This is a genomic window from Thermohalobaculum xanthum (assembly GCF_016623495.1).
Lineage (GTDB): Bacteria > Pseudomonadota > Alphaproteobacteria > Rhodobacterales > Rhodobacteraceae > Thermohalobaculum > Thermohalobaculum xanthum.
Genome location: NZ_JAEHHL010000012.1, coordinates 21,442 through 45,724 on the forward strand (window position 1 = coordinate 21,442; position 24,283 = coordinate 45,724).

Below are 24,283 nucleotides of genomic sequence, written 5' to 3' on the forward strand. Positions count from 1 at the left end.
TCCGCTGAGTGGCAACTCTGTTGTGTTGCAGCAGCGGGTCTTCCCGGAGCTTCGATACGCGGCTATCTGGTGCACGATTTTGGGGAGCATTCCCTTGTGCTCCGAAACCGGATCGATCGTTCGAGGCGGGATTCGAACTCACCCCAACTGAACCAATTTTTTGGTGCAAATTTGGTGCAATCAGAGGTGATAAACCATGAAACGTGCTGTGCCCAGATGACAGAGAAATTCTCTTAATGTCCTGATTTTATTTACATATATTTTCACTGTTTATCATTGTTGATCAGCCAATTTGGGACTTTTAATCAGCTGGTCGTGGGTTCGATCCCCACCCCGCTCACCAAAAAGATTATCTACACCATATACTTATGATTAGAACTGGAGTTAAGAGCACCCGCGACTTAGAAATGGAAGCATATTGGAAGCAGCGTCACCGGGAAATCTGCTCTGCGCGATCGCGGCATCACGATCCGATGCCGACGGAGAATTGGGTGTGCCTCAGCAATCCGGAGGCTTCTGTGAGCAGCCTGATCCGACTGGCCCGGTTTGAGTGTTAGTGCATTGTCGGCCTGTTTTCCATGTGGACGATGACCTCTGGTGCGGGTGGCCGGTATGCCAGGGCGCTGTGTGGCCGCTTCGTGTTGTAGTGTTTCCGCCAGCCCTCGATGGTGATCTGGGCTTCTCTGAGGGAGGAGAAGATCTCCCGGTTGAGCATCTCGTCCCGGAACCGGTCGGATGAGCCTGATCGTCTCCGACAGCAACACCGGCGCGCGCCGGCTTTATGAGCGGAAGGGCTACAGGACCGTCGCGCGGCGCCCGATCGTCTCGATCCCGGGCTGGGATAGCCCGGGGACCGAGTGGATGCTGATGGTCAAGGACGTCTGATAAGCGAAGCCTGCGGCGATTGGCGGAGAGAGGGTGCGGACGGAGGCTGGCAGCAGCGGTCGGACGATCGGCATGCATCCGAAAAAACGCACCCGACCGGCACAGCCGGGACACCCGCGGATGTTTCGGCAACCCTCAGGGTCGTGCAGGCAGCACGGCGGTTTCGGCGATCGTCGCGCTTCCGTCGAAGAACTGCCGCGCGCGATCGAGAGCCATCTCGCCAATCGCCCGCCCCATCTCCAGACCCCGCAGATTGGCGTCCTGGATATGGATGCCGCCATAAAGGCGCGATGCGCCAGCCTCGCGCGCCGCGTCGAACAGGCTGGGCCATTCCAGCACCATCGGCGGTCCATCATACCGCTCGAAGCTCAGATCCTTGTCCACGAAGCGGCCCAGCGTGTCGGGGCCTGGCTCGTCGTCGAGATCGAGAACGATCGAGGTCGGATGCAGGGGGTCGTGAAAGACGTCGCTGCCGACGAAGCGGGCGATCGTCGTGGCGGCAGCCATGCTGAAGGTGCTGTGGCCCGAAACGTATTCCGGGAATGGGGGCGTCACGAAGGTCGCTTCCTGATAGGGAAGCCACGCGCTGCCAGGGATTGCCGCCACCCCCTTGCCGGGGCCGGCCCACGACACCACGGTCGAGTTGGCCCAGTGATGGCGGATCGCGGTCACGGGCCGGCCCGAGTCGTAGCCGAGCTTGGCGTCCCAGGCGGCGATCGCTGCGTCATGCAGTGCGCCGGTGAGCGCGAAGTAGAGCTTGGCGGCCTCGCCGAGCCCGTATCCCTCGCGCAGGACGATGCCCTGGGCGATCTGGTTCCAGTGCCCCGGCGGCGTGTCCGACCGCGGTCCGTCCGCCCAGAACTCGGCAACGCATCGCCGCTGCGCGCCGATGGCCGAGTCGTCGAGGGTGCCGTGCAGGGCGAGGACTTCGCCATATTGCTCAAGCCATGCCTCGTGGTTCGTGGTCGTGCGTCCGCGGGCATCCACATAGGGACGCGGATCGCCGAAGATGGGCGGTCCTGGCGGCCTCAGCGCGTCGCCGGAAGGTAGCGCGAAGGGCCGGACCTCGCCCCAGTGCGGCGTAAGAAATTTCTGCACCGAATAGGACGCGGGGTCCGCGGTGATGGCGGGCTGACCGGACGGATCGCGCGCCTTCCCGGTCGGGACAGTGAGCGGCTGCCATCGGTTCGGGTCGTACCCGGCCGCACCCGGGGCTGCCCCCGGCGGGTTGGCGGGCTGGTAGCCGGTCGGGTCGCGAAAATCTTCTTGCCAGTTCGAGCCATCCGTCGCCCAGAAGCCAAGCACCGCGTCCGCGGCAAGGTTCCCGACCCCCGCCGGGCTCGCCGCGTCTTGATCCTCCCAGTCGATGCTGAAACCCAGCGCGCGATGCAATGCATCGAAGAGCGCGCGTTGGCCCGGATAGAGCGCCGACGCGACACGGTGCGCGGCGTGGCTCATCGCCATCGACTTGCTGGCTTCGCTCCGCTCGACCGCGGGCCGTCGTAGCGCCCGGCCAAACCTTGATCCGATGGCGACCTCATCATAGGCGGCCCAGGCGTCGTAGATCGCACTGTGCACGAGGTGGAGGTTCCGCGCCGTCACGGTCGGTCGCGGCGGGTTTTGCCGCACGGCGGCGAGAACCGCCTCGTTCCAGTTGAGGACGAGATTGTCGTATTGCAGCGGCCGGTAGGCGCGCGTCGCGTCCGAAGCCGCGGCCTGCGTGACGGCACCGGCAATCGCTGGCGCGCCGATCGGCGCGAGCGCGAGGCCGCTGACAAGGAGCAAGAAGATCCGCGTCCTCATGACGACCTCCGGAAATTGCGCGACCGGCGCCTCGGCATGTCGACCGATGGAACCGGCGAAATCTCGACGCCCGCGAATTTGCCGACGATACCGCGGATGCCGCCCTCCCGCCAGCGACGTGACTTTGCCTCGGCGCAAACAAACGCATCAGTCGCGGCCGCGAAAACTAAACAACTCCGGAGGGGATGCGATCAGCGCATCGTCCGGAGGATGCTACAGCGGCCACACGATGAGGAGCGCGGGCACCGAGACGGCAATCACGAGCAGCTCCAGAGGCAGGCCGATCCGCCAGTAGTCGCCGAACCGGTAGCCGCCGGGGCCGAGGATGATCGTGTTGTTCTTGTGTCCGATCGGGGTCAGGAATGCACACGACGCCGCGACCGCCACGCCCATGAGGTATGTGTCGGCGTTGGTGCCGGTCGCCGCGGCGATCGAAACGGCGATCGGGGCGGCGATCAGCGTCGTGGCCACATTGTTCAGGAAATCGGACAAAGTCATCGTCACGACCATCAGCGCGGCGAGCGTCACCCAGGCCGGATATCCGCTGGTCCATGTCGCGATCTGTCCTGCCAATAGCTCCGCTCCGCCGGTGCGCTCGAACGCCTCCGCCAGGGGAATGAGGCTGGCGAGAAGAACGATCACCTTCCACTCGATCGAGTCATAGACATCCCGCCCGCTCACGAGGCCCAGCAGCACGTAGCCGATCACGCTGCCGGCCAGTGCCACAGCCAGCGGCAGCACACCGGCAACCGCCAGCCCGACGGCCAGGATGAAAAGACCAATCGACATTCCTGCCTTTCGGCGCTGGATCACCTCGGTCCTGCGTCCCTCGATAGGCAACACGCCCAACCAGTCCATTGCCGCCGACACGCGCTCAGGCGTTCCCAGCAGCAACAGCACGTCTCCGGCTCGGATCGTCAAAAGCCGGACACGATCCAGAAACCCCCGGCCCTCGCGGGCAACGCCAAGGAGGGTGACCGACTGGCGGTGCAGCAGGTTGAGGCTGCGCGCGGTGCGGTTCTCGATCCGCGCGCCTTCGGGGACGATCGCCTCGGCCAGCGTCAGACCCGGGGCGGTGACGCCGCCCTCGTGCTTTTCCGACCCGGCGAAGTCGAGGCCCGCCTTCCCCATGAAGGTTTCGATGGATTTCGGATCCCCCTCGACGACAAGGAAGTCACCCGGGCGCAGTGTTTCGCGGCCTCCGAGGCCGGGCCGCCGCTTGCCGCCACGAACGAGGCCCAGAATGTGGACGTCGGCGTCGTCCGCTCTGGGATACAGGTCCTGCACGATCATCTTGCCATCGCCGCGCTGCGCGCCAACGCGCAGCTCGGCCACGTACCTCCCGCGCCGAACCTCTTGCTCGTACTCCGCGATCGAGGTTCGCGCGGGCAGGAGCCGCCATCCGATCACCGATACATAAATGATCCCCGCGACGGCTACCGCGAGCCCCACCGGCGCGAAATCGAACATCGAGAACGGATCGCCCAGCGCATACTGGCGATACTCCGAAATCACGATGTTCGGCGGCGTTCCGATCAGGGTGATCATGCCGCCAAGAATGGTTGCGAAGGAGAGCGGCATCAGGCTCTGCCCGGGGCTTCGCTTCGCATTATTCGCTGTCTCGATGTCGAGTGGCATCAGGAGGGCGAGCGCCGCCACATTGTTGATGACCGCCGACAAGCCGGCGCCCACAGCCGCGATGATCGCGATGTGCAGCGGCAAGGGCCGTTCCGGGTCGATCAGCCGTGCGGCGACGAGTTCGATGGCCCCCGACGACGAAAGGCCGCGGCTGACGATCAGTACCAGGGCGATGATGGCGACGGCAGAATGCCCGAAGCCCGAGAAGACGCCATCGGCAGGGACGAGACCCAGGGCCGCGGCCGTGATCAGCGCGCCGAAAGCCACGAGATCATAGCGGAACCGCCCCCAGACCAGGAGCACGAAAATCGCGCCAAAGAGCACGAAGACAAGAGTCTGATCGCTCGGCATCCCATGGCACTTAGCACAACAGACGCAGGCTATTGCACCAGTTTCAGGGCGGTGATCCATCGACCTGAAGCGAACACGCCCACAACGCAGTCGGCTTTGCGCCGAGGGGCGCCTCCGAGGGCATCACGGGCTTAAGCGGCCCAAAGAGTGTCTGCGCTCGGGGAACATCGAGCCAGGTCACAAACCCGTGTCACGTAACGCCCGATGCTGGCGCAGCGGCGCGAGCGTCGCATTTACTTGATGATCCGCGATATCAGACGGAGACCATGATGCGCAGTTTGCTGACAGCCCTGCTGGCCGCCCTGACCCTGCTGATCGCCTCCGCGACGCCTTCGGTGGCGAAGGACCCGGTCTACCAGTCATTCCTTGGCGGCACGGCGATCAACGGATATGACCCGGTCGCCTATTTCGACGAGGGCCGACCGGTCGAGGGCTCCTCCGCCTTCACGCATGACTGGAACGGAGCGACCTGGCGCTTCTCGAGCGCCGAGAACCGCGACCGCTTCGCCGCCACCCCGGAAGCCTTTGCCCCCCAGTATGGCGGCTATTGCGCCTGGGCGGTGTCGCAAGGCTATACGGCGTCGACCGATCCCGAAGCCTGGAAGATCGTGGATGGCAAGCTCTACCTGAACTACTCCAAGAGCGTTCAGGCACAGTGGGAAGGGGACATTCCGAGCAACATCGCCAAGGGCGACACGAATTGGCCGCGCGTGCTCGACTGAGGGCGTGACGCTGCAAGGCGCGAAGGCGCAGAAACCCCGTCTCAGATCGGACCCTGCCTCCCGTCTCGTTGGCCACATCTGCCTAATCGGGCGCTGCGGCGCCGCTTTGGTTGTTGCAGAGCGCCGGTGAATTGAGGGAGCGACGTTTGCCCGGCACGCAGCCACTGGCATTCGCGAAGCGTTTCACGTTTATGCTCTGGTCAATTCCGGCTCTTGGCGTGCGCTCGCGAGGACCCGCAGTTTCAACGAGGCATGCGCCATGAAAAAGCTGCGCTCTCTGTGGTCGGGTGAATTGTCCCTCGGCGAGGCATTCTGGACTTGGGCGATCGGCATCGGGCTCGTGGTGAACCTGACGACGAGCGTGCTGTTCCTGTCCCTGATGACAATCGACCGAACATGGTCGGCATTGTTCGTGGGCTATGGCCTGTCTGCGCCGTACAACCTGGTCGCGGTGGTCGGTGTCTGGCGCTCGGCCGCTCGCTACACGGGCCCCGCCAGCCACGCGGATCTTGCTCGCATCGTCTCGGCGATTGTGATGCTGCTGTTGACACTGACCTGAGGCAAAGCCGGTCGCGATCACGGGCCTGTCGCGCTCGGCAGACGGCATCGATGTAATGGACCAGAGTTCGGTCGATCGCGTGATGAACGCGATCGACGGGCAATTTGGCTTGGTCAGCGTCGCAACCGGCATCCTTTCTCCGCCCGGGGCGACGCCCAAGAAATCCCTGGCAGCGATCGAGGCGCGAGCAATGGCCGAGGCCATTTGCGTCAATGCCATCGGTCCGGCGCTGGCCCTAGCGTGCCGAACAGCCCCGCGTCGTTCCTCATGCGTGAAGAGCCGCGGCGCACCGGGCGCGTCGCCATCCGCAAACGCGCCCAAGCCGGACGGCCGGCACGCGGATAGGAAGCGATCACCCGGCGTCGTCACTGACCCGGGGGAATGCCTGGCCGAAGGCGCCCCCGGGCCCGTCGTGCCTCCCTCGCAGCCTTACTTCAGCTCGAACTCCTGGAGCCCGACCGATGCGCCCGCACCGACGATGCCCGCGACACTGACGGGCTGAAGGCTGAAGGAGTTCTCGCCACCACCGACGAGGACCTTCGCTCCGACGCCGCCGCCCAGGGCGACGTCAGCGCCCGTGCCAACATACGTCCCGCGAAGCGAACCGGGCTCGTAGGCGACCTCGGTTGGTGCCAGCACTGCCCAGACCAGCTCGAAATTCTTGTCGATCGAAAGATCGATGCCGACCTGCTTGATCTGGCCGACATAGGATTCCTCTTTGCCCTTCGCCGGCTTGAACTCGCAGGCGAAGGTCTCCTTCGTGTAGACGACGATGTTGTCGACATCCGTGAGTTTGCAGGTCAGGACGCCAATATCGGCGCCGGATTGAGCCTGGGCGGCGCCTGCAACAAAGGCGGCGAGCAGGGCTGGGAGTGCAAGGGCGAGGTGTTTCATCGAATTTTCTCCATTCAGATGTCAGATCGAGGAGCAATGTTTTTCAGTGCGTGCCGAGGCTCGGCGCGATTCTCCTGATTTCGCGCTTCCGCTTAATTAAATGCTTTCTGTCGTCGCCGCTACGAGTCGCACATACCGCCTCGGCCCGCCGAACGAGGCGCGATCTGGCACATGCGTCGTTCGGGCCCCGAACGACTGCGAACCGACAGCCAGACGCGGGGGAGTGCCGCCGCCCCCCGCTCACTCAGTTGCCGAGCGCCTCGTGGTAGGCGTGGAAGGCGCTGAGTCGGCAGGCCTCCATTTCGCCGCCCTTCAGGCCCTGGTCACCGCAGTTATCGAGCGCATCGCCAAGCGCCTTCTTGGCTGAAGCAACTTCCGGCGAGTCATTCGTGTCGTCGAAATCGAGGTGGAGCGTCCATTCCCCGTGCTTCTGAGCGGCGTCAACCGAGCTTTGCATCGCCAGCACATGCATCTCGCACATGCTTCGTTGTGCCTGGCTCGAATAATCGTCGCTGTTGCGACACGCATCGAGCGCGGCGTTCACCGCCGCGTCCGCTGCTTGGGCAGTCCCTGCCCCGATAACTCCTGCCACGAGGGTACCGATCACGATCATCATCTTGTGCGACATGGTTGTCTCCGAGAAAGCATGATTGCCATCATATCCCATCGGCTGTCGCGCCCATCGACGCCCGCGCCACGTCTCCGCCCCGCGAAGGCGAATGCGTAGATTTGCCCGGGAGCCCGACGACGACATTCCTTTTTCAATCCGATCGGGCGGCACGCGAGCGCCGCCCGTTTGGTGAGTGTCAGGTTACTGACGCGCCGCGGCGGCCTTGTTCATCTCCGCCTCGAGCTTCTTGATATCGGCCTCAGACAGCTGCGGCCGGTCGACCCTGACCGTGAGCTTCCCGAGTTTCGCCGTCAGCGCGAAGGGCGGCAGATAATCGGCATCGTTCACGCCGGTCAGCGTGTCCGAGCCGACATCGAAGCTCTCGTCCCATTGCAGGATGACGGGAAGCGTGTGCTCCATCTTCTTGGTGTCGACTGCCTTGCCGTCCACCTTCAGGGTGCCGGTGCCACTGCGTCCCAGCCCGCTCATGCTGTTGTAGCGCAACGTGCCGACGCCGAGGCCGTCATACGCGAAATCGAACTCCACCACGTGCTTGCCGGGGCCGAGCGCCTCGGGCGACTGCCACTTGATCCGCTCTAGATCGACAAGGTTCCACAGGAAGGTCGGCTTGCCTTCGAGCAGGTAGAAACCGTATCCCGCAAAACGGCCGCCCGAGGTCAGGATCATGCCCTCGGCCCCACCCTCCGGCACCTCGATCTCGGCCGTGATCGTGTAGGAGGTATTCAGCAGAAGCGGCGAGTCGCCCTGGGGCAGACCGACCATCGGCCGCGTGTAGACGAACTCGGACCTGCCGGCCGTGATGTTCGGACGCGGGGCGATGACACGCGCCGCCACCGAGGCGTCCATCGGGAAGACCTGGTATTTCGCGGCCTCGCGGATGAACAGGTCCCTCAGTTGCTGGACCTTGTCGGGGTGCTTGTCCGCGAGGTTCGCGGTCTGGCTGAAGTCCGAGTTCAGGTCATAGAGTTCGAGCACCTGGTTGTTCAGCGGATCGGGGTTGGCGGCGCCAAACGCCTCCCAGGGTGCGCGGTTGACCTTGGTGCTGAGGAACCAGCCCTCGTGGTAGAGCGCCCACTGGCCCATCATCTCGAAATACTGGGTCTTGTGGCGCGAGGGCACGTCGGCGTTCGCCGCATCGAAGGTATAGGCAAAGCTCGTGCCCTCGATGGGCGCCTGCGGAATGCCGTCTACGATCTGCGGCGCCGCGATGCCGCTGACCTCCAGCACGGTCGGCAGCACGTCGATCACATGCACGAACTGGTCGCGGATGCCGCCCTTGTCCTTGATCCCCTTGGGCCACGACACGACCATGTTCTGGTTGATGCCGCCGAGCTTCGATGCGTTCTGCTTGAACCACGAGAACGGCGTGTCGAAGGCCCATGACCAGCCGGCCGACATGTGGTTGTAGGTCGCCTCGGTTCCCCAGACGTCATACCATTTCATCTGGGTCTCGACCGGCATCATGTTGATACCGTTGAAGAAGGCGACCTCGTTGGGCGTACCCAGCGGACCGCCCTCGGCGCTCGTGCCATTGTCGCCATTGATGTAGATGATCAGCGTGTTGTCCTTCTCGCCGATATCCTCGACGGCCTGGATCACGCGGCCGATCTCGTGGTCGCTATAGGCGGCATAGGCGGCAAAGACCTCGACCTGCCGGATGAAGAGCTTCTTCTCCTCGTCTGTCAGGTCGTCCCATTCCTTGAGCACGTCCTTCGGCCAGGGCGAGAGGACCGCATCCTGGGGAATGACGCCCAGCTTCTTCTGGTTCGCGAAGATCGTCTCGCGCAGCTTGTTCCACCCCTCGTCGAACAGCTTCATGCTGCTGATCTTCTCGACCCATTCCTTGGTCGGATGATGCGGCGCATGCGTGGCGCCGGGCGCATACTTGATGAAGAACGGCTTGCCCGGGTTGGTCTGGTGCATCCGCGTCATCCAGTCGATGGCATCGTCGGCCATCGCGGTCACCAGGTTCCAGGTTCCCGGCTCGGCGCCGTCGAAGGGGTAGATCTGGGTCGTGTTGCGGAACAGGTTCGGCTGCCACTGGTTCGCGTCACCCCCGACGAAACCGTAGAAATACTCGAACCCAAGCCCCGTCGGCCACTGGTCGAAGGGGCCCGACTGGCTCGCCTCGAAGGCCGGCGTGTTGTGGTCCTTGCCGAACCACGAGGTGTTGTAGCCGTTGTCGAGCAGGATCCGGCCGATGGTCGCCTTGTCCGGCTCGATGATGCTGTCATAGCCGGGGAAGCCGGTCGCCTGTTCGGAGATCACGCCGAAGCCGGCCGAGTGGTGATTGCGCCCGGTGATCAGGGCCGCGCGCGTCGGCGAGCAGAGCGCGGTCGAGAACATCCGGGTGTAGCGCAATCCCTCACCTGCAAGCTTGTCCATGGCAGGGGTCGGGATGACGCCACCGAAGGTGCTGGGGACGGCGAAGCCCGCGTCATCGGTGATGATGAGCAGCACGTTCGGCGCGCCCTCGGGCGGGACCACCCTCGGCGGCCACCATGGCGTGGACTGCAATGCGTCGTTCTCGATCACGCCGCCGAACTCGGGCACCGGCGGCGGCAACTGCTTTCCGTCGAGCGTGACGGTCGCGTTCGGCGCGCCCGGAGCGGTCGCGCCCTGCTGCGCCTGCGCGGGCCCGGCCAGCGCGGCGACGGCGGCAAATCCGGAGGTAATGCAGGCAATCAAGGTCGTTCGGTTCATCGTGATTGGTCTCCCTAAAAATCGTCGAGGCCCGCGACGCCTCGGCGGAGAATTTTGCCGTATCGATCGTCTATCGGTGGCGTTGCGCTCCTCGATCCGTGGTCTGGCGCCGCGCCAAGCGGTGCGGTCCCCAAGATCGCACACCCCGGCTCCCGGCGCGGATGATCACCGGTAGTACACTGCACGCCGCCAAGCCCTCCGCCGCGCTCCGGCGAAGGAGAGAGGGGTCATCGGCATCCCGATGATGTCGATGAACACCGATGCATTCTGACCGGCCGCGGGCATCTCGCCCTCCAGCACCTCGACCGTGTAGGAAAGCTCGTCGCCGCTGATCGCGGGGTCACGCAGCACCACGACGGCCTCGATCAGCTTTTCTCCTTCGAGGATCGAGATGTCGGCATTCGGCGGATCCGTCAGGAAGCTGTCGGTGCCCTCGCTCCAGAACGGCACGAAATCGGCCGTCCTCATGTTGCCCGCGATACGGTCGGGACGGTCCGTGAACATCACCGTGACGGGACTTACTCCCTTGAGCGTCAGGCGACCGGTTGCGGCGTCGTAGCTCATCGCGGCCGCGCTCTGCACGAACAGGAAGTCGGCCTTGCCGTCCTCGGCGCGGCCGGGGGACGTGGCCCCCATGCCAACGGCGACCGCACCCGCGCCCGCGGCAAGCAGGCGGCGTCGGGTCAGGCCGAAGGTTTCGATTTCGGACATCATTCTCTCCGGAAGTAGATCCGCTCCCGCGCATGGCGGGGCGCGTCTGCGGGGGTCTTGGGTTGTCGGTACGAGTCGTAGTGAACCATCTGAATGAATCATCTAAATGAACCATCCGGACGAACCGTATGTCGCTCGGCTGGCATTGGTTTTGCTTTACGCGCCACGAATGGCTACCGTTGCCGCCATAGTTTGATTGGTGGCAACCATGTCCCGCAGAATTCCGCTCGTCAGGGCCGCCGGACTGAGACCATTCCTGAAATGCATTGCCGCGCATGGAATTTCCGTCGAGCGCGCGATGACCGATGCGCACGTCGACGGCTATCCGTGGGAACAGCCGGAAGCCCCGGTGCCGCTCGCTCCCTTGTTCACGTTCCTGGGCAAAGTGGCCGAGCGCGAGGGACTGATCGATCTGGGCTGCCGCAGCCTCGTGGCCGAGACCCTCAGGGATTTCGGTGTGACCGGAAATCTCGTGATCGGCTCGCGCACACCACGCGAGGCGCTGCTGCGGATTGCGCGGGCGATGCCGTGGTTCTGCACGCACGAGCGCATTGCGATCGGCGCTGAACGGGGTTGCCCGGTGGTGTACACGTCCTTCACCGGACCGTTCGACCCGGGCGGCGTGCATATCGCGCAGCAGATGACCGCCTCGCTGATGGCGGCGCTGGTTCCGCCGATGGCACCGGGCGAGCCCGCGCTTTTGCGTGTCGAGATCGCGCCCTGGGCGCCGGCCTCGCTCGATCAACTGCGAGCGCATCTGTGCGACGAGGTCGTGGAGGCGCGATCGAATGTTCTTGCGCTCCATTTCCGCAAGGGGTCGCTCGACCGTCCCTATCCGGCGCCGCTCGACCTGAAGGGGCCTGCGCCCCGGATGCCGCTCAGATGGCTCAGGCTCGGTGAGGAGGCGTCGCTGGTCGAGGCGGTCGGCGTGTACCTCGACGAGATGCTGGTCGAGGGGACGCCAACCATCGACGACGCGGCCCGGGCGATCATGCTCAGCCGCCGCACGCTGCAACGCGTGCTCGCGGAGAACGGGACCTCGTTCCGCGAGTTGCTGGACGATGTCCGCCGACGGCGTGCGATCGCCGAGATCGAGGCGAGCAGCGAACAGATCGGCATGATCTCGGCCCGGCTGGGCTATTCCAGCCAGGCCTGCCTGAGCCGTGCGGTTCGGCGCTGGACGGACCAGACGGCACGCGATCTGCGCGGCGCGACCGGGGATTCGCGGGAAGGCGCCGGCGCCCGGACGCGGCCCGCGGACGCACAAGCCGACGCGGCGACCTGGGCTGCTGATGCAAGCTGATCGCAGGGCAGCAGGCTCGCTCTTCGCGGTTTCCCCACCCCCGACATGCGGATCGGAGCCGGCTGGGTCGACGCATTCCGGCCCTTCGATCGAGGTGGCTGACGAAGACGGTGGATTCGGTGGCGCTGACATGCTTGCGTGATCCCGGCTCGGACATGCGGGATCCCGTCCCCGGGCGACGCCGCAGTGAGAGAGGGCTTGCGATGAGAATCTCCCCCGTCGGCCGCGCGCGGCTCGCCGCGATCGGGCTCGCGCTGCTGGCAGGGATACCGGCGCGGGCCGAGCCGCCCGCCTATGTCGGAACGGAAAGCTGCGCGGGCTGCCATGCGGCCGAGACCGAGGCCTGGCGCGGCTCGCATCACGATCTCGCCTGGACGCTGCCGGGCGAGCCTCACCTGCTGGGCGCCTTCGACGACGCCGTCTTCGTCCATCGCGGCCAGCGCACCCGCTTCACGCGCGAGAACGGCGCCCCGGCGATCGAGACCCAAGGCGCCGACGGCGCGCTGCGCCGCTTCCCGGTGGCCGGTGTCGCGGGGATCGCCCCGCTGCAGCAATACCTGCTCGAGACCGAGCCCGGGCGTCTTCAGTCCTTTGACGTTACCTGGGATGCCGAGCGCGGCCGCTGGTATCACCTCTATCCCGACCTGGACCTGCCGCCGGGCGACGGGCTGCACTGGACCGGGCCCTACAAGAACTGGAACGCGCGTTGCGCCGAGTGCCATGCCACGGGCTACGAAAAGGCCTACGACCCCGCCACCCGCCGCTACGCGAGCCACGAGGCCGAGATCGGCGTCGGCTGCGAGGCCTGCCACGGCCCCGGCGAGGCGCACCTCGCCTGGTCTGCCAACCCGCCGGGCCACGATCCGTCGCGCTGGCCCGGCACGGATGCCCGCGGCTTCACCGCCCCCTTCCCGCGGGCCGATGCCGAGGCCGAGATCCAGCAATGCGCGGGCTGCCATTCGCGCCGCGAGCCGCTGTCGGATGCCAGCCCCCTGCCGGGTACGCCCTTTCACGACGCCTACCGCCTCGCGCTGCTGACCGAGGGGCTCTACCACGCCGACGGCACGATCCAGGACGAGGTGTATGTCTATGGCTCGTTCCTCCAGTCGAAGATGTACGGCAAGGGCGTGCGCTGTTCGGACTGCCACGACCCGCACCGCGCGGCGCTGCGCGTCGACGGCAACGCCACCTGCACGCAGTGCCACTCACCCGCGGGCAACGACCGCTTTTCCAGCCTGCGAAAGGCGCTCTACGACGACCCCGCGCACCATTTCCACGAGGCGGGCACCCCCGGCGCACTCTGCGTCTCGTGCCACATGGTCGAGCGGGTCTACATGGGGATCGACGGGCGGCGCGATCACAGCTTCCGTGTGCCGCGGCCCGATCTTGGCGCCGGGACCGGCGCGCCCGACGCCTGCACCGACTGCCACGAAGGCCGAGGCCAGGACTGGGCTGCGGCCGAGATCGCCCGGCGATTCCCGCAGAGCGACCATCGCGGGCGTCATTTCTCGGAGGCTTTCGCCGCGGCGCGAGCCGACGCGGCCTCGGCCGCGGAGCTGCTCCTCGATATCGCGACCAGTGAAACGATGCCCGGCATCGTCCGCGCAACCGCGCTCGATCTGCTTGCCCGAGCGACGGACGAGCGCATCGCGGCCGATGCCAGCCCCGTTCTGGCGGACCCCGATCCGCTGGTGCGCACCGCTGCAATTGCCGTGCAGCGCGGCGCGGCGCCGGGGCCTCGGGCCGAGAGGCTCGCTCCGCTCCTCTCGGATCCCGCCCGCGTCGTGCGGATCACCGCCGCGCGCGACATGCTCAGCCTCCCAGCGGACAGTCTGCCGCTGGCCGCGACCGGCGCGTTGAGCGGCGCCATGGAGGAATGGCGCGTCTCGCTCTTCGGCAGGGCCGATTTCCCCGAGACCCAGATGGTTCTTGGCGGGGTGGGTCTTACCACGCAGAACTGGCGCGGGGCCGAGGCCGCCTTCCGCGAGGCGGTCGAACTCGACCCGCAACTGGTCGACGCCTGGGTGATGATCGCCCGCATCCGCGCGGGGCTGGGCGACCCCGGCGAAGCCCGGCGCGTGATCGACCGCGCGCTCGCTGCCAACCCCGACGACCCGATGCTTGCCGAGGCGAGGCGGGCCCTCGCCGCGCCGCCGGCGCAGTGAGCCTCGCCGCGGCCGGACGGGCCATCCTGTCGTTCAGGGCAAACGCGATCAGAACGCGCCCGTCGGGAGGGGCCATCTTTCCCTGAGTCCGGAGCGCCTTCCGGGCCGGATGGCGCTCAGGCGGCGCGCGGCACGTCGCCCTCCAGGGCTGTGCGGAACCACGCCCTGTCGATGTTTCCACCCGAGAGGATGACCCCGACCTTCTTGCCGCGCATCCTGTCGCGCTCCTGCACGAGGGCCGCGAGCGGCGCCGCGCCCGCGCCTTCGGCGATGTTGTGCGTATCGGCAAAGTAGGTCGCGATTGCGGCGGCTACCTCGGCGTCGCTCACGCGCACGACGCGCGCAGCGCCGCCGCGGATGATCTCGAGCGGCTCGGGCCACGGCACGCGGCAGGCCATGCCGTCGGCAAAGGTGATGGCGTTCGCGGTCTCGACGATCCGGCCTCCCTCGAAACTCCGCGCATATGCGTCCGCAGCATCCGAAACGACGCCGATGATCTCGGTCTTCAGCCCGAGCAGGTCGCGCGCCGTGATCAGGCCGCAGATGCCCGAGCCCATGCCGATGGGAACGTAGACCGCTTCGAGCCCGGAGACCGCGCGGAACAGCTCCAGCCCATAGGTCGCCACGCCGCGGACGAGCAGCGGGTGGAAAGGCGGCACAAGGTGCAGCCCCTCGGTCTCGGCGACGCGGACGGCCTCGATGCGCGCCTCCTCGAAATCGCGCCCGTGCACCAGCAGCTCGGCACCCCAGCCTTCCATGGCGCGATTTTTCTCGGTCGAATTGCCGTGCGGCACATAGACCCGCACCGGGATGCCATGCGCGCGCGCGGCATAGGGGATCGACTGGCCGTGATTGCCGCGTGTCGCCGTCACGATGCCGTGGCATCCGCCGCTGCGCGCGAGATCGTCGAGATAGACGAGGCCGCCGCGAACCTTGAAGGCGCCGGTGGGCGTGTGGTTCTCGTGCTTGACCCAGACCTCGGCGCCAACCCGCCGGGCGAGCAGCGGCCAGGCGTATTGCGGCGTCGGCGGCATGTGGCGGTGGACCAGCGCCGCCGCCGACTCGAGCTCGGCCAGGGTGAAGAGGCTCACAGCACCCGCCCCGCCACGGCGTCGAGCCGGGCGAGGAGCGCCGGATCGCGCGCCTCGGGCGCGGTGATGATGGCGTATTCGAGCGCCCTGTCGCAGCCATGCGGACAGGGCGCGCGGGTGCCGCCCAGACCGGGCACGGCCGCCGAAATCATCGCCTTCGCCTTGTCGACATTGTCGTGCATCGTCTTGAGGATCGAGGTGATGTCGACCTCGCCGTGATCGGGATGCCAGCTGTCGTAGTCGGTCACCATGGCCACGGTCGCGTAGCAGATCTCGGCCTCGCGGGCGAGCTTGGCCTCGGGCATGTTGGTCATGCCGATCACGTCGCAGCCCCACTGCTCGCGGTAGAGGCGGCTTTCGGCCAGCGTCGAGAACTGCGGCCCCTCCATCGCCAGGTAGGTGCCGCCGTCATGGAGGCCCTCGACGCCGGTCGCGGCCAGCGCCGCGCGCAGCCGCGCGCATGTGGGCTCGGCGACCGACACATGGGCGACGCAACCGGTTCCGAAAAAGGACTTCTCGCGCCCGAACGTGCGGTCGATGAACTGATCGACCAGCACGAAATCGCCGGGCGCCATCTCCTCGCGGAACGACCCGCAGGCCGAGAAGCTGAGGATGTCGGTCACCCCGATGCGCTTGAGGGCGTCGATATTGGCGCGGTAGTTGATCGAGGTCGGCGAATGGCGATGCCCCCGCCCGTGGCGCGGCAGGAACGCCACCGGCGTCCCGGCCAACCGGCCTCGGAGGATCTGGTCCGACGGCGCCCCCCAGGGGCTCTCGACGCTCACCCACTCGGCATCCTCGAGCCCGTCGATCGCGTAGAGCCCGCTTCCTCCGATGATCCCGATCATGGCCTGTGTCATCATCTGCCCCCTCAGCCCGGCCGCCGCAGCGTGAACTTGTCGGTGACGGCCGTGTAATCCATGTAGCCCATGCGCGCGACCGGGTTGTAGGCCAGAACGTCAAGCAGCCCGTTCTTCAGATAGCGCTCGTCGATATGGATACCGACCACCTCGCCGATCACGACGATGTTCTGCCAGCCCGGCTGCCAGGCCGGGAGGTCGTCGATGATCCGGACCGTCCGGCATTCGAGCACGGCCGGCGCGTTCGCGACACGCGGCGCACCGATCACCTCGCAATCCGCCTTCGCGAGCCCCGCGATCTCGAACTCGTCGGCGCCGGCGGGATAATGCCCGGACGAGGCATTCATGGCATCGGTCAGCGCACTTCCCACGACGTTGCAGGCAAACTCGCCCGTCGCCCGGATGTTCGCGACCGAATCCTTGACCGGCTCGCCCGGCGCCTTGGCCCCGGTCTGGGCGAACATCACCATGGGCGGGCGATCGCCGCAGCCATTGAAGAAGCTGTAGGGGGCAAGGTTCGGCCGCCCGTCGGCATCCAGCGTCGAGATCCAGCCGATGGGACGGGGCACGACGATCGCCTTGAACGGGTCATGCGGAAGGCCGTGTCCATCGGCCGGGCGGTAGAACATGATCAGCGCTCCCTCTGGCAAGTGCGGGTGATGCGTGGTAGCGAGCCCAGAGCCCGCCCGCAACCCGCCACTCCGACCCGACGCCGCAGATCCGCCGCATGTTCCGCCTGCTGAGAGAACGCGAAAGCGACGCCTGGGAGGTCGAGGCCCTCTACGATCTGTGCTTCGCGCCCGGGCGCGGCGCGCTGTCGTCCTACCAGCTGCGCGAAGGTGTGGCACCGGTCGCCGACCTGTGCACTATCGCGCGCGACGAATACGACGCCGTGGTGGGCGCGATCAGGTACTGGCCCGTCCGCGTCGGCGAGCGGCACTTCCCGGCCCTCCTCCTAGGCCCTGTGGCGGTCCACCCGACACTGCAGGGCGAAGGGCTCGGCGCTCTCCTGATCAGCGAAACGCTCGATCTCGCGCGCAAGTCGGGATGGACGCGTGTTATACTTGTCGGCGACGAGCCCTATTACCGGCGCTTCGGATTTCGGCGCGACCTGGCGTTGCGCCTCGACTATCCGAAGCCCGTGAACTTCAACCGTCTACTTGCGCGCGAACTCGTGCCGGGCAGCATGCAAGACGTCGAGGGCATGGTCCATCGCTGGATTGATTGACTTACGCGTGCAGTCGCCCGCCCGGCGCCTGGAAATATTGCGTAAAAAGACTCTCAAATTAATTTGCATTCGTCCCAGCAAACCTATACTTGACCCAAAGGATAGGAAGAACAGACTGTTGATCGTTCGCCTTTGGGCCGCCCGTCGAACGGAGTAGCCGAAGCGAATTGATCTTTCGCCGAAGAAGCGCAAGGGAATGCCAGGATGACGGACGACAACGTGACTCACAGCGACCTGATGAGCCTGACGGCGGAAATCGTGTCAGCGCATGTTTCGAATAACGCTGTGCCAAGCGCGGAATTGCCCGGCCTGATCGAAACCGTCTATTCGACCCTCAACGGTCTCGGCGAGCCCGAGAAGGAACCGGAGGTCGAACTCAAGCCGGCGGTTCCGATCAAGAGATCGGTGACCGACGACTACATCATCTGCCTCGAGGACGGCCGCAAGCTCAAGATGCTCAAGCGCCACCTCAAGACCGCGTACAACATGACGCCCGAGGAATACCGCGCGAAGTGGGGCCTCTCGCCCGACTATCCGATGGTGGCGCCGAACTACGCGGCCAAGCGCCAGCAGCTCGCCAAGAAGATCGGCCTGGGCCGCAAGCGCAAGGCCTGAGCCGCCCCGCCATTGCGGCGGATCCATCGCTTGGGATAAGGACGGCGCGGGGACATCCCCGCGCCGTAGCCTTTTGTGACGGGCCGTTCGAGGAACGAGAAGATGAGCGCGCCGAAGAAGCTCTGGATCAAGACCTATGGCTGTCAGATGAACGTCTATGACAGCGAGCGCATGGCCTCGGCGCTGGCAGCCGCGGGATACGAGCAGGGCGACACTCCGGACGACGCCGACCTGGTGATCCTCAACACCTGTCACATTCGCGAGAAGGCGGCGGAGAAGGTCTACTCCGACCTTGGCCGGCTCAAGCCCTTGCGCGCGGCCAAGGCCGCGGCGGGCGGGCGCATGCAAATCGCCGTCGCGGGCTGCGTGGCTCAGGCCGAGGGCGACGAGATCATGCGCCGCCAGCCCGTGGTCGACATGGTCGTCGGCCCTCAGGCCTATCACCGGCTTCCCGCGATGGCCGAGCGCGTGGCACGCGGCGACGGGCCGCAGATCGACACCGAGTTCCCGCAGGAGGACAAGTTCGACCACCTGCCCGAGGCTCCAAGGGCCCGCCGGGCCCCGGCCGCCTTCCTCACCGTCCAGGAAGGCTGCGACAAGTTCTGCGCCTTCTGCGTGGTGCCCTACACCCGCGGCGCCGAGGTCTCGCGCCCCGCGGCCCGCATCCTGTCGGAGGCGCGCGGTCTGGTCGGGCGCGGCGTGGTCGAGATCACGCTGCTGGGCCAGAACGTCAACGCATGGCATGGCGAAGGTCCCGATGGCGGCGGCTGGGGGCTCGGCGAGCTGGTCCGCGCTCTCGCCACGATCGAGGGGCTCGAACGCATCCGCTACACCACCTCGCATCCCAACGACATGGACGAAGGGCTTATCGCGGCACATGCCGAGGTCGGCAAGCTGATGCCCTATCTCCATCTGCCGGTGCAGTCGGGCTCGGACCGTATCCTCAAGGCGATGAACCGCCGCCATACGGCCGAGGATTACTGCCGCCTCGTCGAGCGCATCCGCGCAGCCCGCCCCGACATTGCGCTGTCGGGCGACTTCATCGTCGGCTTTCCCGGCGAGACCGACCAGGACTTCGAGGACACCATGACGCTGGTCCGGTCGGTCGGCTATGCCAGCGCCTATTCCTTCAAGTATTCCGCGCGCCCCGGCACGCCGGCGGCGGAGGAGAGCGACCAGGTCCCCGAGGCCGTGAAGGCCGAGCGCCTGGCCCGGCTTCAGGCGCTCCTTGCCGAGCAGCAGACCGCCTTTCAGGCATCATGCGTCGGACGCGAGATGCCGGTCCTGATCGAGAAGCCCGGGCGTCATGCCGGGCAGATGGTCGGCCGCTCGCCCTGGCTTCAGGCGGTGCATCTCGCCGCCGATGCGAGCCTGCTCGGCCGCATCGTGCCCGTCGCGATCGAGACCACGGGGCCGAACTCGCTGGCGGGACGCCTCGTCGGCTGACGCTCCCACGTCACATCGCGCCGCTCCGCCGGGAGACGACCGGCCCCGCCCGCGTCTGGCTCGCGGCCCAAGCTTGACGCGAGGGAACCCTGCCTTATCTGACGGATCTGATGAGATTAATCCGCGGAGGGAAGATGGTTTCGCGCCTGGCCACCATGTCGAACGAGACACGCGCGGGGTTGCTGCTCGCGCTTGCCGCGCTCGCTGGCGTGCTTTCCGAGAACATTGCGTTTCTCAAGCCCAGCTATGACGCGATCCTGACGACCTACATCACGCTCAGCGTGGGGGATGCGGCAATCTCGAAGCCGATCCTGCTCTGGATCAACGACGCGCTGATGGCGGTGTTCTTCTTCCTCGTCGCGCTCGAGATCAAGAAGGAGATCGTCGAGGGCTCGCTCTCCGAATGGCGCAAGGCGGCGCTGCCCGTCTACGGCGCGGTCGGCGGCATGGTCGTGCCCGCGATCGTCTTCGTCGGCATCGTCGGCATCGACTCGGCCGAGGCCGTGGGCTGGGCGATTCCCGCCGCGACCGACATCGCCTTCGCCCTTGGCGTGCTCTCGCTTTTCGGCAACCGGGTCCCGCCAGCGCTGAAGGCTTTCCTTCTGGCGCTCGCGGTCGTCGACGACCTCGCGGCCATCGCGATCATCGCGGTCTTCTACACGTCGAACCTGTCGCTCGCGGCGCTGGCGCTTGGCGCGATCGGGCTTGCGGCATTGCTCGGGCTCAACCTCTCGGGGTTCAAGCGCAAGGCACCCTATGTCCTGATCGGCATCTTCCTCTGGGTCTGCGTCCTGAAATCCGGCGTTCACGCAACGCTTGCCGGTGTGGCGCTCGGTTTCGCGATTCCCATCGGAAAGGATCGCGAGGGGCGCTCGCCGCTCAAGACGATGGAGCACGGCCTGCACCCCTACGTCGCCTATTTCGTGATGCCGATCTTCGCCTTCGCGAATGCGGGCGTGCCGCTGGGCGGGTTGACCATCGCGGACTTGACCGCACCGCTCACCCTGGCGATCGCGCTCGGCCTCTTCCTCGGCAAGCAGATCGGCGTGTTCGGCTTCGCCTGGAGCGCCATCCGGCTGGGGCTTGCCGACGCGCCGAAGGGCGCCACGTTGCTCCAGCTTTACGGCATCGCGCTGCTGGCGGGCATCGGGTTCACCATGAGCCTTTTCATCGGCACCCTGGCCTTCGCCGAGCCCGAGTACCAGAACGCCGTCAGGCTTGGCGTGCTGGGCGGCTCGATCATGTCGGGGGTCGTGGGTGCGCTCGTGCTCGCGCACGCCTCCCGCGTTCCGGTGGCACGCCACGGCGCCGCGAACCGCGTGCCGGCGGTGTGAGCGGGTCGGCGAGGCGGGGGCCTCCGGCACGCCCTTGACAGGGCCCCCAACTCCCGCGACCTTGGTATACCAAGTGCCAAACGCCCCCGGGAGACATGGGAATGCTGATCCGCTCCGCCGAGTCCTGCCTCGTCGTCATCGACATGCAGGAACGCCTGGTGCCCGCGATGCAGGCGCCTGCGCGCACGATCCGCAACGCCCGGACCCTGATCACCGCGGCGCACGAGCTGGGCGTTCCGGTCATTCTCACCGAGCAGTACCCGACGGGCCTCGGGACGACGGTGCCCGAACTCGCGAAGGTTGCCGCCGCGGCCGAGGCGCAGATCCTGCCCAAGATGCATTTCTCATGCATGGAGGATCGGGGGTTCGCCACCGCCTTTCGCGCAACCGGCCGCCGGCAAGCCGTGATCGCGGGCATGGAGGCCCATATCTGCGTCATGCAGACGGCGGCCGAGATGATGGAGCAGGGCTTCGAGGTCTTCGTCGTCACCGACGCCACTTCGTCGCGCACGCTCGAGTCCGAAAAGGCCTGCCTCGACCGGCTGCAGGCATGCGGCGCCGGCATCGTCACAACCGAGATGGTCGTGTTCGAATGGCTCGGCTGCGCCGGCACCGATGCCTTCAGGGCACTGCTCCCCCTGATCAAGTAGTTCGGTGCGCCGCGGCCCGTATTTCTCCTTGCAGACCGACCGCGCCTGATCCACGATTTGGGTGCAGAAGACGCAACGGAGACATCATCTCGTGGTCAGCTCGCCCCTCAGGGACACCCGCACGGCCGAGATCCTTCACGACGAGACGATCCTTGAATTTCCCGACAACCGGTTACTGATCGACCTGTGCGGCCCGTTCGACCGCAATCTCGCGGCGTTCGAGCAGGGCTTCGACGTGGTCATCATGCGGCGCGGCAACCGGCTGGTGCTGCATGGCACGGAAAGCGCGCGCGGCGAGGCTGGTGCCGCGCTCGAGGCGCTCTATGACCGGCTCGAACAGGGCCGCCCGGCCGAAAAGGGCGATGTCGATGCGCTGATCCGCATGGGCGCGCAGGCCGCGCCTTCGGCCGGCACGGCCGACGAGGCGCCAACCGCCAGACAGCTCGACATGTTCCCCGGCGGGCGGATCGAGATCCGGACCCGGCGCAAGGTCATCGAGCCGCGCTCGGCGGTGCAGCGCGGCTATGTCGCCGAACTGTTCAAGCGCGAACTGGTCTTCGGGATCGGCCCTGCCGGCACGGGCAAGACCTATCTTGCGGTTGCGGCGGCGGTCTCGATGTTCATCGAGGGCCAGGTCGAGAAGATCATCCTCTCGCGCCCCGCCGTCGAGGCGGGCGAGCGGCTCGGCTTCCTTCCCGGCACCGAGAAGGAGAAGATGGACCCCTACATGCGCCCGCTCTACGACGCGCTGGGCGACATGCTGCCGTCCAAGCAGCTGCCGAAGCTGATCGAGGAGGGCAAGGTCGAGATCGCGCCCCTCGCCTTCATGCGCGGCCGGACGCTCTCGAACGCCTTCGTGGTGCTCGACGAGGCACAGAACACCACGACCATGCAGATGAAGATGTTCCTCACCCGCATGGGCGAGGGCAGCCGGATGGCGATCACGGGCGACCCGACCCAGATCGACCTGCCGCGCGGCGTGCCCTCGGGGCTGGTCGAGTCGCTGCGCGTGCTGGACGGCGTGGACGGCATCGGCTTCGTGCGGTTCAGCTCCGCCGATGTGATCCGCCACCCGATGGTCGCGAAGGTGGTGGACGCCTATGACAGGGCGGGCCTGGGCGGCGTATGAGCGCGGGCGACGGCGCGCCGCGACGGCTGGTCGATCTCGTCATCGAGGAAGAGGGCTGGCTCGATGCCGTGCCAGACATCGAGGCGCTTGCCGAGCGGGCGGCGCGCATGGCGCTCGACGGCGCAGGCATCGCGGCCGATTGCTACGAGATCGCGCTTCTGGCCTGCAACGATGATCGCATCGCGGCGCTGAATGCCGACTTCCGGGGCAAGCCCAAGCCCACCAACGTGCTGTCCTGGCCCGCTTTCGACCTGGCGCCCGGGACGGCCGGCGCGACGCCCGCAGCGCCGCCGGCAGGCCGTCCCGACGCTCCCGTCGCGCTCGGTGATGTGGCGATCGCGCTGCAAACCATGCGGCGCGAGGCGGAAGATGCGTCAATCCCCTTGAAAGATCACGCGATCCACCTGATCTTGCATGGGTGTCTGCACCTCTTGGGATTCGATCACGAATCCGAGCAGGATGCGGCTTTGATGGAGGGGATCGAGCGCCGGCAACTTGTCGCCGCCGGTATTGCGGACCCCTATAGTGAAGGAGACGCGGCGCAGCCGCCTGTCAGCTGAGCGATGGACGAAGGCTCGAGTCCCGGGCCCTCGCAAGAGGGCCGATTGCCGGACGAAACAGACCCTTACCAATCCAGGCCCGAGAACGGGTCCGAACCTTTTGTAAGCCGCCTCCTGCGGCGGGCAGCCGACGCGTTTTCGCCCGTCAGCTACGAGGACGGCGAGATCGTCACGGCCGCCGGCATCGGTGCGGCCATGGCCGGGCTCTCGGACGCCGAGCGCGCGATGATCGCGAACATCCTGCGGCTGCGCGACCTGCGCGTCGTGGACGTGATGACGCCGCGCGCCGATATCGTGGCGGTCGGCGTGGACAGCACACTCGACACCGTGGACGAGGCGTTCAAGGAAGGCTCGCTCTCGCGCCTGCCGGTGTTCCGCGAAACGCTCGATGATCCGCTCGGCTTCGTCCACCTCAAGGATCTCGCGATCGCCTACGGCCTCGGCCGGACCGCGACCGACGCCGATTTCGACCTGCGCAAGCACATCCGCACCGCGCTGTTCGTGCCGCCCTCGATGCGGATCGCGGCGCTCCTGCAGAAGATGCAGGGCTCGCGCGTCCACATGGCGCTGGTGATCGACGAGTTCGGCGGCGTCGATGGCCTGGTGACCATCGAGGACCTGGTCGAGCAGATCGTCGGCGACATCGAGGACGAACACGACGAGGAGGAGATCGCCCACTGGCGCGAGGAGAGCCCGGGCGTCTACCTGATCGACGCGCGCGCCGACATCGCCGAGTTCGAGGAGGCCGAGGGCGTCTCGCTCCGCCTGCCCGACTGGGAGGAGGATGTCGACACGCTGGGCGGCCTCGTCTTCATGCTGACGGGACGCGTGCCCGCCCGGGCCGAGGTCATCTCGCATCCGGCGGGGCACGAGTTCCAAGTCGTCGACGCCGACCCGCGCCGGATCAAGCGGCTGCGGCTGATCCTTCACGGCGCGACCCAGGCGGCGGGCGCGATGCGCAAGGCGGCCGAATGACCCCGGTGCCCGCCGCGCTGCGGGCCCGCG

Annotated in this window: 22 protein-coding genes and 1 pseudogene; 13 read left to right on the forward strand and 10 right to left on the reverse strand. The window is 66.6% G+C overall.

From position 1 onward, the window contains the following. Nucleotides 1–553: 553 nt before the first annotated feature. Nucleotides 554–730 (reverse strand): annotated as a pseudogene (locus tag H0I76_RS16935) (integrase core domain-containing protein); the annotation flags it as partial. 5 nt (nucleotides 731–735) lie between these two features. On the opposite strand from H0I76_RS16935, the gene H0I76_RS16940 reads away from it, so the two are divergent. Beyond that, nucleotides 736–885 carry an N-acetyltransferase gene (locus H0I76_RS16940; protein ID WP_200612664.1) on the forward strand — a complete coding sequence of 50 codons (150 nt, stop codon included), beginning with the start codon at nucleotides 736–738 and terminating at the stop codon, nucleotides 883–885. A gap of 135 nt (nucleotides 886–1,020) precedes the next feature. On the opposite strand, the gene H0I76_RS16945 is transcribed toward H0I76_RS16940, so the two are convergent. Together H0I76_RS16945 and H0I76_RS16950 are read right to left on the reverse strand one after the other, a co-directional pair. Beyond that, the gene (locus tag H0I76_RS16945) at nucleotides 1,021–2,688 is read right to left on the reverse strand and encodes a vanadium-dependent haloperoxidase (RefSeq protein ID WP_200612665.1); all 1,668 of its coding nucleotides are present in this window, start codon (nucleotides 2,686–2,688) and stop codon (nucleotides 1,021–1,023) included. A 213-nt stretch (nucleotides 2,689–2,901) separates the two neighbouring features. Next, complete coding sequence (locus H0I76_RS16950; protein WP_200612998.1) at nucleotides 2,902–4,677, reverse strand: SLC13 family permease; 1,776 nt, start codon at nucleotides 4,675–4,677, stop codon at nucleotides 2,902–2,904. Between the two features lie 269 nt (nucleotides 4,678–4,946). Between H0I76_RS16950 and H0I76_RS16955 the strand changes: the two genes are divergently transcribed. Next, nucleotides 4,947–5,399 (forward strand): YHS domain-containing (seleno)protein, encoded by a 453-nt coding sequence (locus H0I76_RS16955; protein WP_325166475.1) that lies wholly within the window; start codon nucleotides 4,947–4,949, stop codon nucleotides 5,397–5,399. 259 nt (nucleotides 5,400–5,658) lie between these two features. Further along, nucleotides 5,659–5,958: a hypothetical protein gene (locus H0I76_RS16960; RefSeq protein WP_200612669.1), complete on the forward strand. Its 300-nt coding sequence runs from the start codon at nucleotides 5,659–5,661 to the stop codon at nucleotides 5,956–5,958. A 429-nt stretch (nucleotides 5,959–6,387) separates the two neighbouring features. Here the strand turns inward: H0I76_RS16960 and H0I76_RS16965 are convergent, their stop codons facing one another. The 4 genes from H0I76_RS16965 to H0I76_RS16980 all read right to left on the reverse strand — a co-directional run bounded on the left by H0I76_RS16965 (nucleotide 6,388) and on the right by H0I76_RS16980 (nucleotide 10,897). Then, nucleotides 6,388–6,852 (reverse strand): DUF992 domain-containing protein, encoded by a 465-nt coding sequence (locus H0I76_RS16965; protein ID WP_200612671.1) that lies wholly within the window; start codon nucleotides 6,850–6,852, stop codon nucleotides 6,388–6,390. 244 nt (nucleotides 6,853–7,096) lie between these two features. After that, nucleotides 7,097–7,480 (reverse strand): hypothetical protein, encoded by a 384-nt coding sequence (locus tag H0I76_RS16970; RefSeq protein ID WP_200612673.1) that lies wholly within the window; start codon nucleotides 7,478–7,480, stop codon nucleotides 7,097–7,099. A gap of 183 nt (nucleotides 7,481–7,663) precedes the next feature. Continuing rightward, a complete protein-coding gene (locus tag H0I76_RS16975; protein ID WP_234455403.1) occupies nucleotides 7,664–10,186 on the reverse strand; it encodes an arylsulfatase in 2,523 nt (840 codons plus the stop codon). Nucleotides 10,187–10,351: 165 nt separating this feature from the next. After that, nucleotides 10,352–10,897, reverse strand: coding sequence for a hypothetical protein (locus H0I76_RS16980; RefSeq protein WP_200612676.1), 546 nt, complete (start codon nucleotides 10,895–10,897; stop codon nucleotides 10,352–10,354). A gap of 208 nt (nucleotides 10,898–11,105) precedes the next feature. Between H0I76_RS16980 and H0I76_RS16985 the strand changes: the two genes are divergently transcribed. Continuing rightward, complete coding sequence (locus H0I76_RS16985) at nucleotides 11,106–12,200, forward strand: helix-turn-helix transcriptional regulator (RefSeq protein WP_267913387.1); 1,095 nt, start codon at nucleotides 11,106–11,108, stop codon at nucleotides 12,198–12,200. Between the two features lie 203 nt (nucleotides 12,201–12,403). Continuing rightward, complete coding sequence (locus H0I76_RS16990; RefSeq protein ID WP_200612682.1) at nucleotides 12,404–14,365, forward strand: multiheme c-type cytochrome; 1,962 nt, start codon at nucleotides 12,404–12,406, stop codon at nucleotides 14,363–14,365. 116 nt (nucleotides 14,366–14,481) lie between these two features. On the opposite strand, the gene H0I76_RS16995 is transcribed toward H0I76_RS16990, so the two are convergent. Genes H0I76_RS16995 through H0I76_RS17005 form a run of 3 tightly spaced genes read right to left on the reverse strand, consistent with a single transcriptional unit; the run spans nucleotide 14,482 to nucleotide 16,945 of the window. Next, on the reverse strand, nucleotides 14,482–15,456 hold the full coding sequence (locus H0I76_RS16995; protein ID WP_200612685.1) for a threonine dehydratase: 975 nt from the start codon (nucleotides 15,454–15,456) through the stop codon (nucleotides 14,482–14,484). After that, entirely contained in the window at nucleotides 15,453–16,316 is an 864-nt protein-coding gene (locus tag H0I76_RS17000; protein ID WP_200612688.1) for an S-methyl-5'-thioadenosine phosphorylase, read from the reverse strand. Before H0I76_RS17000 ends, H0I76_RS16995 begins: the two co-directional genes overlap by 4 nt. Nucleotides 16,317–16,327: 11 nt before the next feature. Further along, nucleotides 16,328–16,945 (reverse strand): flavin reductase family protein, encoded by a 618-nt coding sequence (locus H0I76_RS17005; RefSeq protein WP_200612691.1) that lies wholly within the window; start codon nucleotides 16,943–16,945, stop codon nucleotides 16,328–16,330. Between the two features lie 98 nt (nucleotides 16,946–17,043). On the opposite strand from H0I76_RS17005, the gene H0I76_RS17010 reads away from it, so the two are divergent. From H0I76_RS17010 to H0I76_RS17045, 8 genes are all read left to right on the forward strand, one after another. Then, nucleotides 17,044–17,544, forward strand: a complete 501-nt coding sequence (locus H0I76_RS17010) for a GNAT family N-acetyltransferase (protein ID WP_200612694.1) — start codon at nucleotides 17,044–17,046, stop codon at nucleotides 17,542–17,544. 204 nt (nucleotides 17,545–17,748) lie between these two features. Next, nucleotides 17,749–18,159, forward strand: coding sequence for a MucR family transcriptional regulator (locus H0I76_RS17015; RefSeq protein WP_200612696.1), 411 nt, complete (start codon nucleotides 17,749–17,751; stop codon nucleotides 18,157–18,159). A gap of 102 nt (nucleotides 18,160–18,261) precedes the next feature. Continuing rightward, nucleotides 18,262–19,605 (forward strand): tRNA (N6-isopentenyl adenosine(37)-C2)-methylthiotransferase MiaB, encoded by a 1,344-nt coding sequence (miaB, locus tag H0I76_RS17020; protein WP_200612698.1) that lies wholly within the window; start codon nucleotides 18,262–18,264, stop codon nucleotides 19,603–19,605. Between the two features lie 134 nt (nucleotides 19,606–19,739). Beyond that, nucleotides 19,740–20,939, forward strand: coding sequence for a Na+/H+ antiporter NhaA (gene nhaA, locus H0I76_RS17025; protein ID WP_200612701.1), 1,200 nt, complete (start codon nucleotides 19,740–19,742; stop codon nucleotides 20,937–20,939). Between the two features lie 101 nt (nucleotides 20,940–21,040). Beyond that, complete coding sequence (locus tag H0I76_RS17030; RefSeq protein ID WP_200612703.1) at nucleotides 21,041–21,589, forward strand: hydrolase; 549 nt, start codon at nucleotides 21,041–21,043, stop codon at nucleotides 21,587–21,589. A 91-nt stretch (nucleotides 21,590–21,680) separates the two neighbouring features. Then, nucleotides 21,681–22,718 (forward strand): PhoH family protein, encoded by a 1,038-nt coding sequence (locus tag H0I76_RS17035; RefSeq protein ID WP_200612705.1) that lies wholly within the window; start codon nucleotides 21,681–21,683, stop codon nucleotides 22,716–22,718. Next, on the forward strand, nucleotides 22,715–23,278 hold the full coding sequence (gene ybeY / locus H0I76_RS17040; protein WP_200612707.1) for an rRNA maturation RNase YbeY: 564 nt from the start codon (nucleotides 22,715–22,717) through the stop codon (nucleotides 23,276–23,278). The genes H0I76_RS17035 and ybeY overlap by 4 nt, the downstream gene beginning before the upstream one ends. A gap of 3 nt (nucleotides 23,279–23,281) precedes the next feature. After that, nucleotides 23,282–24,253: a hemolysin family protein gene (locus H0I76_RS17045; RefSeq protein WP_200612709.1), complete on the forward strand. Its 972-nt coding sequence runs from the start codon at nucleotides 23,282–23,284 to the stop codon at nucleotides 24,251–24,253. Nucleotides 24,254–24,283 lie beyond the last annotated feature (30 nt).